The sequence below is a fragment of the Polaromonas sp. CT11-55 genome, assembly GCF_047303325.1.
Taxonomy (GTDB): domain Bacteria; phylum Pseudomonadota; class Gammaproteobacteria; order Burkholderiales; family Burkholderiaceae_C; genus Polaromonas.
The window spans coordinates 82,732-95,797 of record NZ_JBKBEX010000012.1 but is presented as its reverse complement, the minus strand read 5'-3'; the positions used below and the strand labels follow the sequence as shown (position 1 = coordinate 95,797).

At 63.8% G+C, this 13,066-nt stretch carries 12 protein-coding genes and 1 pseudogene; 1 reads left to right on the top strand and 12 read right to left on the bottom strand.

Translation table 11 applies throughout. The features are described from left to right. Positions 1-139 precede the first annotated feature (139 nt). On the top strand, positions 140-1,252 hold the full coding sequence (locus tag ACEN8I_RS13225; protein WP_413328929.1) for an ABC transporter substrate-binding protein: 1,113 nt from the start codon (positions 140-142) through the stop codon (positions 1,250-1,252). A gap of 138 nt (positions 1,253-1,390) precedes the next feature. On the opposite strand, the gene ACEN8I_RS13220 is transcribed toward ACEN8I_RS13225, so the two are convergent. The 12 genes and pseudogenes from ACEN8I_RS13220 to ACEN8I_RS13165 all read right to left on the bottom strand — a co-directional run bounded on the left by ACEN8I_RS13220 (position 1,391) and on the right by ACEN8I_RS13165 (position 13,060). Further along, the gene (locus ACEN8I_RS13220) at positions 1,391-1,864 is read right to left on the bottom strand and encodes a hypothetical protein (protein ID WP_413328928.1); all 474 of its coding nucleotides are present in this window, start codon (positions 1,862-1,864) and stop codon (positions 1,391-1,393) included. 180 nt (positions 1,865-2,044) lie between these two features. Continuing rightward, positions 2,045-2,266 (bottom strand): hypothetical protein, encoded by a 222-nt coding sequence (locus ACEN8I_RS13215; protein WP_413328981.1) that lies wholly within the window; start codon positions 2,264-2,266, stop codon positions 2,045-2,047. A 68-nt stretch (positions 2,267-2,334) separates the two neighbouring features. Then, on the bottom strand, positions 2,335-3,993 hold the full coding sequence (locus ACEN8I_RS13210; protein ID WP_413328927.1) for an MFS transporter: 1,659 nt from the start codon (positions 3,991-3,993) through the stop codon (positions 2,335-2,337). Positions 3,994-4,236: 243 nt separating this feature from the next. Continuing rightward, positions 4,237-4,887: a 2-hydroxychromene-2-carboxylate isomerase gene (locus ACEN8I_RS13205; protein WP_413328926.1), complete on the bottom strand. Its 651-nt coding sequence runs from the start codon at positions 4,885-4,887 to the stop codon at positions 4,237-4,239. 21 nt (positions 4,888-4,908) lie between these two features. Next, complete coding sequence (locus tag ACEN8I_RS13200; protein WP_413328979.1) at positions 4,909-5,160, bottom strand: DUF1289 domain-containing protein; 252 nt, start codon at positions 5,158-5,160, stop codon at positions 4,909-4,911. A gap of 9 nt (positions 5,161-5,169) precedes the next feature. Continuing rightward, a pseudogene (locus ACEN8I_RS13195) lies at positions 5,170-5,664 on the bottom strand (YbaK/EbsC family protein); the annotation flags it as partial. Position 5,665: 1 nt separating this feature from the next. Beyond that, positions 5,666-6,586: a hydroxymethylglutaryl-CoA lyase gene (locus ACEN8I_RS13190; RefSeq protein ID WP_413328925.1), complete on the bottom strand. Its 921-nt coding sequence runs from the start codon at positions 6,584-6,586 to the stop codon at positions 5,666-5,668. 170 nt (positions 6,587-6,756) lie between these two features. After that, positions 6,757-7,695 (bottom strand): 2-hydroxyacid dehydrogenase, encoded by a 939-nt coding sequence (locus ACEN8I_RS13185; RefSeq protein ID WP_413328924.1) that lies wholly within the window; start codon positions 7,693-7,695, stop codon positions 6,757-6,759. A gap of 41 nt (positions 7,696-7,736) precedes the next feature. Beyond that, positions 7,737-9,728: a biotin carboxylase N-terminal domain-containing protein gene (locus ACEN8I_RS13180; protein ID WP_413328923.1), complete on the bottom strand. Its 1,992-nt coding sequence runs from the start codon at positions 9,726-9,728 to the stop codon at positions 7,737-7,739. Positions 9,729-9,838: 110 nt separating this feature from the next. Beyond that, positions 9,839-10,516, bottom strand: coding sequence for a DUF4126 domain-containing protein (locus tag ACEN8I_RS13175; RefSeq protein WP_413328922.1), 678 nt, complete (start codon positions 10,514-10,516; stop codon positions 9,839-9,841). Beyond that, positions 10,513-12,237: a M48 family metalloprotease gene (locus ACEN8I_RS13170; RefSeq protein ID WP_413328921.1), complete on the bottom strand. Its 1,725-nt coding sequence runs from the start codon at positions 12,235-12,237 to the stop codon at positions 10,513-10,515. Before ACEN8I_RS13170 ends, ACEN8I_RS13175 begins: the two co-directional genes overlap by 4 nt. A gap of 37 nt (positions 12,238-12,274) precedes the next feature. Then, the gene (locus ACEN8I_RS13165) at positions 12,275-13,060 is read right to left on the bottom strand and encodes an enoyl-CoA hydratase/isomerase family protein (RefSeq protein WP_413328920.1); all 786 of its coding nucleotides are present in this window, start codon (positions 13,058-13,060) and stop codon (positions 12,275-12,277) included. Positions 13,061-13,066: the final 6 nt, after the last annotated feature.

Genomic DNA, 13,066 nt, shown 5'->3' with positions numbered 1-13,066 from the left:
AGGGCCTTTTCCCCTGCTTTTTTCACACTTTCCACCGCGCCAATTAGGGCACATTCTGGTTTCCCTGCTCGCTGTTTTTGCGCTTTCGTGCTTAACTTTGCACACAGGGATTGATCGAAAAAAAACACGGAGACACACCATGTCAAAAATCACGCATTTGTGCGCGGCCCTTGTGATGGCCGCCCTGGGCCAGCTGGCCCAGGCACAGATTCTGGTCGGGCAGAGCGCGGGCTTCACCGGCCCCGTGGGCGCCGGCGTCAAGGAAACCACCGACGGCGCCAAGCTCTACATCGATGCCGTCAACGCCAAGGGGGGCGTGAACGGGCAAAAAATAGAGTTGGTCTCGCTCGACGACAAATTCGACCCCAAGCTCACCGTCGAGAACGCCCGCAAGCTGGTCGAAGAGCAGAACGTGGTGGCGCTCTTCCTCACGCGCGGGACGCCCCACACCGAAGGCATCATCCCGCTGCTCGATAAGCATGGCGTGCCGCTGGTGGGTCCGTCCACCGGCGCCATGGTGCTGCACCAGCCTGTCAGAAAATATGTGTTCAATGTGCGCGCCACCTACCAGCGCGAAGCCGAGAAAGCGGTGACCCACCTCGCCTCCATGGGCATCACCCGCGTCGGCATCGTCTATGCCGACGACAGCTTCGGCGCCGACGGCGTCATGGGTGCGCAGAAGGGGCTGACTACGGCCAAGCTGCAACCCGCCGTGCTCGAAAAGTTCGACCGCAGCAAGCCCGACTTCGGGCCCATCGCGCCCAAGGTTTACCAGTCGAATGCGCAGGCCGTCATCATGGTCGCCTCAGGCCAGGCCGTAGTCGACGGCGTCAAGGCCTTCCGCGCCGCCGGCTCCACGGCGCAGATCGTCACGCTGTCGAACAACGCCTCGGGCGGTTTTGTGAAAAGCCTGGGCGACAACGCCCGCGGCGTGATCGTCACCCAGGTCTTTCCGTATGAGCGCTCCATCGCCTTCCCCATGGTCAAGGAAGCCCAGGAGCTGGCCAAGGCCAAGGGCCAGAACGACGTGAGCCCCGCCATGCTGGAAGGCTTTGCCGCGGCCAAGGTGCTGGTGGAAGGCCTGCGCCGCGCCGGCGCCAAACCCACGCGCGAAAAACTCCAGGCAGCGCTTGAAGGCATGCGCAAGTACGACCTGGGTGGGCTGGAAGTGAGCTATAGCCCCGAAGACCACACCGGCCTGGATTTCGCCGACCTGTCCATCATTGGCACGGACGGCAAATTCAAGAGGTAGATAAGCCCCCCTGCCGACGCTCACTTCGTGTAGCGTCACCTCCCCCCAGGGGGGACAGGCGCCTTGCGCCCGGCAGAGCCGGTTCGCGGCCCCAGCTTGCGAAGTCGCAGACGCGCGGTGTCAGGCCGTCAGATTTGCTCAGAAGTAAAGCGCGTTCTCGAGTTCCTTGAACTTCTCGGGGCCTACGGCTTCCTTGATCTTGGGTGCGAGCTCCTTGAGCTTGTCGATGTCGGTCGCGGCTTCTACCGCGAGGTTGAGCCGGAAACCGCGCAAGCCCAGGCCGGCGGTGAGCCGCGTGGCGATCGGGTAGGCCCTGGAATAGTGTTCCTGCGCGCTCAAGGTGGGCGAGCCGTCGGCGTTCTGCGCGGACACGGCGGGCGCCGGTGCCGCGGGCGGGGCCGGCGCCTGCACCGCGGCGGGTGCCAGCAGGCCCAGTGACAGCAGGTGGGAAATATCTTCAGCCGTGACGCCCAGGCCCGCGGTGGCCTTGACCACCTCTTCCATGCTGCGCTTGCCGTCAAACATGATGAACGCCGAGCGTTGCCTCGGTGTCATCGGGATGGAACGGTCTTGCAATGCGGATTGGCCCAATTCCGTCTTGGTGTAAATCATCAGCGGGTCTCCAGTAAGTACGCCAGGGGGAACGCAGACAGCTGTGCGTAATGCAGAGACATTTGTGACATTTTTTTGTTGCCCCTGATTCAATTTACCCCATTTTTAGCACCAATGCACCTTTTTGGGCACGGGTCGCGGCGCTGTCCTGCAACTGGAAACGCCTCTCGCGGGAATAGGTCACACCAAAGCGCGGGCCGCGGCCGCCGGCGCAGGGGATGCGCCATGCTTTTCACCGCTGAGGTCTATGTCCCCACCCTTGTTCAAGAGGAACAGGGCCAGGCCTGCGATCACGATAAATCCGAGCACGAGTTTCCACATTTTTCTCTTCTCCAAAAAAAAACAAAAAATAAAAAAAGGCCAAAAAAAAGCCCCCGGCACATGGATGACGAGGGCCTGCAAAAATCACGAGGCTCTTGAGCCTCTACAACCGGCGCGGGCCGCTGGGCCCGCCCCGGCGATCACACCAATCAGTCGTTGGCGTAAATATCCACGTCCTTGGTTTCCTTGATGAACAAGGTGCCGACCACCAGCGTCATGCCGGCGATGATGATGGGGTACCAGAGGCCGTTGTACATATTGCCGGTCTGCGCCACGATGGCGAAGGCGGTCGTCGGCAGCAGGCCACCGAACCAGCCGTTGCCGATGTGGTACGGCAGGCTCATCGAGGTGTAGCGGATGCGGGTCGGGAACAGCTCCACCAGCATGGCGGCGATCGGGCCGTAGACCATGGTCACCAGCACCACCAGGTAGAACAGGATGAGGGTGACCGTGACCTTGTCAACCTTGGCCGGGTCAGCCTTGCTGGGGTAGCCGGCGGCCTTCAGGTCGTCCGCGATGAGTTTCTTGAACTCGGCGTCCTTCTTCTTGGCGTCGTCGGCGCTCAGGCCCTTGGCGGAGTAGCTGGGGATGGCGTTTTCGCCGATCTTGATGGTGGCCACGGTGCCGGCGGGTGCGGCGACGTTGTCATAGCTCACCGATGCGCCTGCCAGCACCTGCTTGGCGATGTCGCAGGAGCTGGTGAACTTGACGGTGCCGGTCGGGTTGAACTGGAACGAGCACTCGTTCGGGTCGGCGGTCACGATCACCTTGTTCTTGGCCTGCGCGGCGGCGAGGTCGGGGTTGGCGGCCTTGGTCAGCGCGGTGAACACCGGGAAGTAGGTGACCACGGCCAGCAGGCAACCGGCCATGATGATGGGCTTGCGGCCGATCTTGTCGGACAGCGTGCCGAAGATCACAAAGAAAGGCGTGCCCAGGATCAGCGAGTAGGCCACCAGGATGTTGGCCGTGGGGCCGTCCACCTTGAGCGCCTGCGTCAGGAAGAACAGCGCGTAGAACTGGCCCGAGTACCAGACCACGGCCTGGCCGGCGGTCAGGCCGATCAGCGCCAGGATCACGATCTTCAGGTTGCGCCACTGGCCGAAGGACTCGGACAGCGGGGCCTTGGAGGTCTTGCCCTCGGCCTTCATCTTCTGAAAGGCGGGGGACTCGTTCATCGACAAGCGGATGTAGACCGACACGGCCAGCAGCAGAATGGAAACGATGAACGGAACGCGCCAGCCCCAGTCGGCGAAAGCGGCTTCGCCCATGGCGGTGCGCACACCCAGGATCACCAGCAGGCTCAGGAACAGGCCCAGCGTGGCGGTGGTCTGGATCCAGGAGGTGTAGGCGCCGCGCTTGCCCTGGGGCGAGTGCTCGGCCACATAGACGGCGGCGCCGCCGTACTCACCACCCAGCGCCAGGCCTTGCAACATGCGCAGCGCGATCAGGATCACCGGCGCGGCGACGCCGATGGATGCGTAGTTGGGCAGCAGGCCCACGATGAAGGTCGACAGGCCCATGATCACGATGGTGACCAGGAAGGTGTACTTGCGGCCGATCATGTCGCCCAGGCGGCCGAACACCAGCGCGCCGAAGGGGCGCACGATGAAGCCGGCGGCAAACGCGAGCAGCGCGAAGATGAAGGCCGAGCCCGCGTCCAGTCCGCTGAAGAACTGCTTGGCGATGATGGCGGCCAATGAACCGTAGAGGTAGAAGTCGTACCACTCGAATACCGTGCCGAGCGAAGAGGCGAAGATCACCTTCTTCTGCTCGGCGGTCATGGGTCTGTTGTCGACGGCTGTTGCCATGATGTGTGTCTCCAAATAGTGAAGGCCTCCGGTATGGAAGCTGCACTGATTATTTTTGGAGTCCCTGACCTAGCTCTGACGTGAAAATAACAGGAGCTTGCGTGAAACTTATGCGTGGCTGACAACTCAAGGGGAAACCCTTGAGAAACTTTTCAGCATACGAAGCCTCTTCGGGAAAACGCGTAGAACCTTTTTACGCGCTGCGTAAAACTCGCTTACACGCCTGCACGCGTGCTTACGCGCTCAGGCCTTGCGCGAAATGCCCACGGCGACCTGGCTCACGCCGTTCCAGCCTTCGCCTTCAAACCAGGTGTTGCCCTGCAGGTATTCGCGCAGCATGGGCAGCGCGTCGAAGCCCCAGAAAATTTTTCCGTCGACTTCCATCGCGGGCACACCGAACACATCGTGCGCAATCGCTTCGTCGGTGTTCTTCTTGAGTTGTGCCTTGGCTTCGTCCTCGTTCAGCGTGTGCTGCGGCGCAAGCTGCGCCGTGAGCGCGGCAAGCCGCTGCGCATCCGCGGCCTCGGTCCCGCCCTGCCAGACGTGGCGAAACATCGTTTCGCAAACATAGCGGTTGGGGCTCGACGGGTCCTCGGGCGTGCCGCAGGCGCTGGCCAGCCGCAGCAGCGGCAAGGGATTGAAGGGATGGCTGGCCGGCATCTTCATGTCAATGCCCTTGCTGTGCGCATGCCACAGCACCTGCCGGTAAGTCCAGTCGCGCTTGGGCGCGATCTCGGCCGGGCCCAGCTGGCCGTGGTGCTTGAGCATGGCGGCAAACAGCACTGGCCGGTAGCTGACGCTGTAGCTCAAGCCCTTGAGGGCTTCGGGCAGCTGCTCGAAGGCAAGGTAGGCATAGGGAGAGATGAAGTCAAAGTAGAAAGTGATGTGCTTCATGAGGCCCTCTCTTTTTGAATTTCAAGCCTGCCCGGCCGCCATGCGCTGGCCTATGGTGCGCCAGACTTCGCGCTGCGCCTCGGGGCCGGAGCGCGCCCAGGCCGAGATTTCGCCCAGGGTGCGAAAACAGCCTTCGCACAGCCCGCTGTCTGCATTCACGCGGCACACCGAGATGCAGGGCGAGGGCACATCGTCACCCGCGGCGTCCACCGTGCGGCCGCGCTCCGTCACCCGGGCAACGGCCTGCTCGCGCGCGATGGCCGCCTCGCCCATATCCACGGCCACGTCAACCACGGGCGCGCCGGTCAGCAGCTCCAGCTCCTGCGGCATCAGCTTGAACACCGCATGCGGATGGCCGGCCGCGGCCCAGACCTCGTCAAAGCGCATCAGGCTCAGGTCCACCAGCACCACGGCCTGGCTGATATGCCCCACGGGCGACACGCCCCCTATGGAAAAACCGGTTTTGCTTTTCACAAAATCCGCATCGGCCCGGCCCACGCGCTTGCCGTCCGGACACACCAGGGCCTCGACCTTGCGTTCGTCGACCCGCCTGTCGCCCGAGGTCACCACCAGCACGGCGGCATCGTCCGACTTGCGGCGAAAGATGATGCTCTTGGCGATCTGCCCCAGGCGCACGCCCAGCGCATCGGCCGCCTGCTGCGCGGTGCGCGCCGCATCGTCCAGCATCACCGGCATATGCGGATGGCCGCATTCGCGCAGCACCGCCGCCACTCGTTGAACACCCTCAGGCAAACTCTTCAGTTCAGCACCACACATATCAATTCGCTCGTTTGTTCAGAAGCGCCGTCGCGGCGCGGGAATTCGGTTTGCGTCCCAGGAAGTCGCTGATGAATTTTCCGGCATCGATCAGCTTGTCGAGGTCAATGCCGGTTTCAATGCCCATGCCGTGCAGCAAATAGACCACGTCCTCGGTCGCGACGTTGCCGGTCGCGCCCTTGGCAAAAGGGCAGCCGCCCAGGCCGGCGCAGGAGGTGTCGAACTGCCAGACACCCATCTGCAGCGACGCCAGGGTGTTGCTCAAGGCCTGGCCGTAGGTGTCGTGGAAATGGCCCGACACATCATTGATGTCGAAATGCTGCAGCGTCGCGTCCAGCGCGCGCTGCACCTTCAGCGGCGTGCCCACGCCTATCGTGTCGGCCACACCCACATGCTGCACGCCTATGCCCTTCATCAGGCCGGCCAGCATGCCCACGCGCTCGGGCGCGATCTCGCCCTCATAAGGGCAGCCCACGGTGCAGGACATGGCGCCGCGCACATAAATGCCTTTTGCGCGGGCGGCCTCGACCACGGGACGGAAGCGCTCAATGCTTTCGGCGATGGAGCAGTTGATGTTTTTCTGGCTGAAGGCCTCGCTGGCCGAGCCGAACACCACGATCTCGTCGGGCCACAGTTCGCGCGGCGGCGCCGTCGCGGCTTCAAGGCCTTGCATGTTCGGCGTCAGCACCGAATAGCGCACGCCGGGCTTGCGGCGTATGCCGGCCATCACCTCGCTGTTGTCGGCCATTTGCGGCACCCATTTGGGCGACACAAAACTCGCGACCTCGATCTCGGCCAGGCCCGCGTCCTGCAGCCGGTGCACCAGCTCTATCTTGACGGCGGTCGGCACCTGGGCTTTTTCATTCTGCAAGCCATCGCGGGCACCGACGTCGACGATTTTGACTCTGGAAGGTAGTTTCATTAGGCTCTTTCAGGAGACAGGGTGGTCGCCCACCGGCAACCGGTTCTCAGGCAAGCAGGGGCCGCGGAACCGGCTTTGCCGGGCCGCAGGCGCAGCGGCCCCTACGGTAATGAGAGGGGCAGGGAGAAGCCGCAGGTTACGCGAAGCGAGCGACCGTGGGGGCCACATCTTCAGTATCCCTTTTTCGGATCAACCACGCCGGCTAGGGTACTTATCGGGGCTCCCGCCGCCAGGCTGCGTATTTTCCCGGCAATCTGGGCAATGCTTTCCTCGCGCAAGGTACGGGCTGAGGTGTGCGGCGTCACCGTCACCTTGGGATGCTTCCAGAAGGCATGGCCTGCCGGCAGCGGCTCGGTGCGAAACACATCCAGCGTCGCGCCGGCCAGCCGGCCGCTATCGATCAACGCCAGCAAGTCTTCGTCCACCAGGTGGGTGCCGCGCGCCACATTGATGACGTAGCCGCCCGGCTGCAGCCGCGACAGCGTGTCGCGGTTCATGATGCCCACGGTGTCGGGCGTCAGCGGCAGCAGGCAGACCAGGATGCGGCTGGCCGCCAGGAAGTCCTGGAAGCCCGTACTGCCGACCTCGCCTGAAAAGCACTGCACGCCCTCCACCACCTTGGGCGAGCGGCTCCAGCCATTCACCGGGAACTCAAACTGCGCCAGCGCGCGGCCCACACGTTCACCCAGCACCCCCAGGCCCATCACACCCACCGGAAACTCGCCACGCAGGCGCGGCGCGCGGTAAGACCATTTGCCTTGCGCCACGTCGGCCTCATAGACGTCGAGCTCGCGAAAGTGGCGTATCACCGCATGGCAGACATACTCGGCCATCTGCACCGACATGCCGGCATCGTCCAGCCGCACCACCGGCACGCCGGCCGGCAGCTTCAGCTTCATGAGCGCATCCACGCCCGCGCCTATGTTGAAGATGCCCTTGAGCTGTTGCTGCTCGTCAAAGAACTGCTGGGGCGGCGCCCAGACCACCGCGTAATCGGCCGGCTCAGCGCCGGCGGCCCACAAGCTCACATCGGCATCGGGAAAGGCCGCCTGGAGGCCGTCCACCCAGGGCTGGGGCTTGGTGTCGAAACAGCAAAAACTGATGCGCATGAAAAAATCCCGCTGAAATTACGTTTGGAGCCAAAACAAACTCAAACGGCTATTTTCAACAATTCCGCGCCCTCGTTGACCTGGTCGCCCGGTGCATAGAGCAATTCCTGCACCGTGCCGTCGGCCGGCGCGGCGATCGTGTGCTCCATCTTCATGGCTTCCATCACGGCCAGCGGCTGGCCCTTGCTGACCTTGTCGCCGGCTTTCACTGCAAAGGACACGACCTTGCCCGGCATGGGCGCCGTCAGGCGGCCGCCTTCGGCCTGGGCTTCGCCCGCATGGGCCAGCAGGTCTATCGACAGGATTTGCGTCGCGCCCCTGGCAGTGAACACATGGTCCAGTTCGCCCTGCGCATAGACGGCCGCCGTCACGCGCTGGCCCGCGAACTGGATCTCTATGCCTTGTGCAGTTTCAGCAAACACCAATGGCCCCGCGATATCGCCCAACGCGAGATGCAGCGCGCCGTCATGCCCATAGGTCAACACCGCCTTGGCCGGCTCGCCATGGAATTCAAACTCAAAGCGCCGCTGCACCAGGCCGTGCGAGCGCCAGCCATCGCGGCGGCTGAACGGGTCGTCGCCCGCCAGGGCGCGCTCGTCCAGCAGCTGTTTGGCCACCGCCGCGGCGGCCGCCATGGCCAGGCCCACGGGCTCCTGCTTGAAGAGCACGGCCTCTTCGCGCTGAATCAGCGCGGTGTCCAGGTTGGCCTTGGCAAACGAAGGGCTGCGCACCACATAGCGCAGGAACTGCACATTGGTGCTCAGGCCCACGATGCGGGTCTGCGCCAGCGCATCGTCCAGCCGGGCCAGCGCCTCTTCACGCGTGGCGCCGTGCACGATGAGCTTGGCCACCATGGAGTCGTAATAGGGCGAAATCGCATCGCCTTCGCGCACGCCGTCATCCACGCGCACCTGCCCTCTTTCAAAGGCCGTGTGCGCCGGCTTTTTATAGACATGCAGGCTGCCGGTGGCCGGCAGGAAGTTGTTGTCCGGCGTTTCGGCGCAGATGCGCGCCTCGATGGCGTGGCCGGTGATGCGCAGCTGGTCTTGCGCCAGTGGCAGCTTTTCGCCCGAGGCCACGCGCAGTTGCCACTCCACCAGGTCCAGGCCGGTGATCGCTTCGGTCACCGGATGCTCGACTTGCAGGCGCGTGTTCATCTCCATAAAGAAGAAGTTCATGCTGCCGTCCGTGCGCTGCTCAACGATAAATTCCACGGTGCCGGCGCCCACATAGTTCACGGCGCGCGCGGCCGCCACGGCCGCCTCGCCCATCTGCTTGCGCATGGCCTCGGTCATGCCGGGGGCCGGCGCTTCTTCCAGCACCTTCTGGTGGCGGCGCTGCACCGAGCAGTCGCGCTCGAACAGGTAAACATAGTTGCCGTGGGTATCGCCAAACACCTGTATCTCGATATGGCGCGGGCGCTGCGCGTATTTTTCGACCAGCACCGCGTCGTCGCCAAAGCTGTTGATGGCCTCGCGCTTGCAGGAAGCCAGCGCGGCTTCAAAGTCTTCGCTCTTGTCGACCGCGCGCATGCCCTTGCCGCCGCCGCCCGCGCTGGCCTTGATCAGCACCGGGTAGCCAATGCGGTCGGCCTCGCGCTTGAGCAGCGCCGGGTCCTGGTCGCTGCCGTGGTAGCCGGGCACCAGCGGCACACCGGCTTTTTCCATCAGCTGTTTGGACTCGGCCTTCAAGCCCATGGCCTTGATGGCCGAGGCCGGCGGGCCTATGAAGACCAGGCCGGCGCTGGCGCAGGCCTGGGCAAACTCCTCGTTCTCGCTCAGAAAGCCATAGCCCGGGTGAATCGCCTCGGCGCCCGTGGCTTTCGCGGCCTCGATGATGCGTTCCCAGCGCAAATAACTGTCCTTGGGCGCACTGCCGCCTATGTGCACAGCCTCGTCGCAAAAGCCCACATGCTTGGCGCCCGCGTCGGCATCGGAATACACCGCGACGGACTGTATGGCCATGCGTCTGGCAGTCGCAGCCACACGGCAGGCTATTTCACCGCGATTGGCGATAAGGATTTTTTTAAACATGGTTAACTTTCGCGGTGAAATACCCTGCGCACGCTTCGCGTGCCAAGCAATTTAGCTTCGCTGCTGCGCGGCTTCGCCGCTGGTCACCCCGGTTAGCAATCAGTATCTTTTTAAACATGGTCGTTCTTCTTCGAAAAAGGGGAGGTCAAAGTAAAAGCGGCGGTGGTTCCTGGATCCGGCCTGCCGCTGAAAATGCGCGCCACACGGATAAACAGCTGGCGCAAAAATCGCCAGCACACCCGTATCAGCCAGACACTGAGCGCCAGCACCAGGGCCAGCAGCACCACAAAAACAAAGGGATGCACAATCGCCAGCCACAGACCCAGCGGCACCAGGCCGTCTTCGAGCAGCGAGGCACCTATATTGCTGAAAGGCTCGGGCGAGGTATTGATGGCCGCCCGCGTGGTGGCCTTGGCGGCAAAGCTGGTGGCCGCCAGCGTGCCGCCCAGCAGGGCCGCCACCAGCGCGCCCAGGCCGTTGTCGCCGCCAAACACCGCGGCCGCCAGCGCCGCGCCGGCCGGGATGCGGATCACGCCATGCACCACATCCCACAGCGAATCCAGGCCCGGTATCTTGTCGGCAAAAAATTCGACAAACACCATAAAGCCGCTGATGCCCAGCACCACCGGGTGGGCCAGCAGTTGCAGTCCGCCCGGCAATTGCACCCAGCCCATAAAACCGGCAAGCCCGGTCAGCAGCACCACCAGGTAAAGGCGCACGCCGCTGGCCCAGCCCAGCGCGCCGGCCAGGGCGATCAGTTGTGCGGTGTCCAGGGATGTGGCTGTCATGGCTTCCACACCACGGTGCCGTCTACGGCATAGAGCTTGCAGTCGCCCTTGCCCGTACGCGCGCAGGCGGCCAGCGCACGCACGCTGGGGTCAGGTGACAGGCCGCTATCCGGCGGCGCCGGGCCCCAGGAGAAACCACAGTGCCCGGCCGGGCCGACCGCGTAAGCTCTTGGTGCTTTCTGGGCGAGCCAGGTCTTGTAACGGTCGCGGCAAGCGGCACTGACACCCGGTACGGCGTCAACATCATCCAGCCTGGCGAATGCCGTGCCTTCCGGCTCTGCGCGGCTGCGGGAAGTCCCCACCCGGGTTGCATCCGCGGTGCTTTCGGCTGCGGCCTCCTGCCGCTTACCCGTGGCGCCTGGCTTCCACACCAGCTCGTCATTGACCACGTACAGCTGGCAAGGCCGCTTGCGCCCCCGCGAATTGCAGGATGCCAGGGCGTCCGCCGCCGCGTTGACTCCCATACGCAAGGACCAGAGGCCGCTTTCATGAATGGCAAATGCCCTGGGCCTTGTGGTGATGGTGAGGAATCGCTGGTAAGCCACGCGCCCGTCGTCATTGACAAACGGCACCTGCGTGAAATCCGGCAAGGTTGCGCCCTCCGCGATCGAGGGCTTGAGCACCTTGACGGTTTTTTGTTTTCCCGCCTCGAAGGAGACATAGTCGCCGTCATAAGCCGTTTTCAGTTCGGCAAGATTGGGAAGCAGCGGCTTGCCCTGCTTCTGCTTTTCCGCAATTTCAGCCACCGCGGCCTGCAGCCTCAGGTAGCGCTCAGGCGCACTGGGGTGGCTGGCCGTGAAGGACTCCTTGATGCTGCTGGGCTGTTTCGCCGCCATGCGCCGCCAGAAATCCGGGGCTGCTGAAACCTCATACCCGGCAGCGGCGGCCAGGTAAATCCCCAGATAGTCGGCGTCGCGTTCCTTGTCCTGCCCGTAGGGGTCCCGCGCCGGCAGGAACACCGCCCGGCCCAGGATCACGCCCAGTATCCCCCCCGCGGCGCGGGCCCGGGCCTCGTTGGTCAGCTCTTCCGGGTGGCGCAAGGCCGTGTGGGCCACTTCATGGCCAAGCACCAGCGCCAGGTCCTGGTCGTCCGGCGCGAAACGCAACATGCCCGCGGTAACAATCAACTCACGCGTGGAAGCCGCGGCATTGACCGCGTCGCTGGGGACATACCTCAGGCCGATGTTGCACACCTGGTGCGCACCCACGGTGATGTCCAGCGCCGCGCCGTCACGCTGCAGGCCGAGCAGGATGGGTTCCCGGCGGCTTCTCAGCTCATGGACCCGGCGTTCAAACCAGGCCACCGACTCATTGCCGGTTGGCACTTTTTCCGCGTTGACGGCCAGCACCTTGTCGCCGGGCCGGACGCCCGCCGCCGCCGCGGGGGTTCCTTCGAGCACCGACACAAAGCTCAGGCCCGCATCCAGGCCGACGCTGGCGGCATGCGGGCGAAACTCCTCGCTCAGCTGGAATTCGGTGCGGGGAGAAGGACCGACGGCCCAGCGCTGCCTTGTCGAACAGTAAGGTGCCCCCACCCGCAACAGCGGGTACACCACCTGCTCGATGCGGTTGAAGTCCCGGTAGAAAGACTTCACCGCGAACTCGCGCTGCAGCCGCGCCTCGGCCTCCAGCGCCTCCGCACTCGGTTTGAGGTCGGCCGGGAACGCCACAGGCGCCGACAGCATCAGCAAGCAACCCAGAATATGTTGTGAGATCTTCAAGACCTGGCTCCCGCAAATAGCACCCATGATGCCTGCGTCAGGCCTTTCCCAACCAGTCGGGCTTGCGCTTTTGCAAAAAGGACTGCACACCTTCACGCCCCTCGGGGCTCACACGCACATCGGCAATGGCCTGCACCGTCATCTGTGTGAGCTCGGGTGTGATGGCCTGCCCCGCCACGTCCTGCACCAGTTTTTTGCAGAGCTTCACGGCCTCGGGGCCGGCATTGACCAGGCTTTTAACCAGCTCGGCCACCTTGGCGTCCAGCGCCTCGGCCGCCACGACCTCGTGCACAAAACCGATGCGCAGCGCCTCAGCCGCATCAAAACGCTCGGCCGTCAAAAAATAGCGGTGCGCCGCGCGCGTGTCCATGGCGCGAATGACATAAGGGCTGATGGTGGCCGGGATCAAACCCAGCTTGACTTCGCTGAGGCAGTAGCCGGCTGTGTTGACGGACACGGCCATGTCGCAAGCCGCCACCAGGCCCATGCCCCCCGCGTACACATCGCCCTGTATGCGGGCAACGACGGGCTTGGGGCATTCATAAACAGACTGCAGCATGGTCGCGAGGCGGCCCGCGTCCTCCATGTTCTGTTTGTAGGTGTAGTCGGCCATGCTGCGCATCCAGTTCAGGTCCGCACCCGCGCAAAAGGCCGGGCCCTGGGCCGCCAGCACCACACATCGCACCTCATCGCGCATACCCAGTTCGACAAAGGCCTGGGTCATTTCGGCGATCACCTCCTCGTTAAAGGCGTTGCGCACCTCGGCGCGGTTCAGGGTGACGGTGGCGACGTGCCCGGTGACTTCTATCAATAAATGGTTCATGGTCTG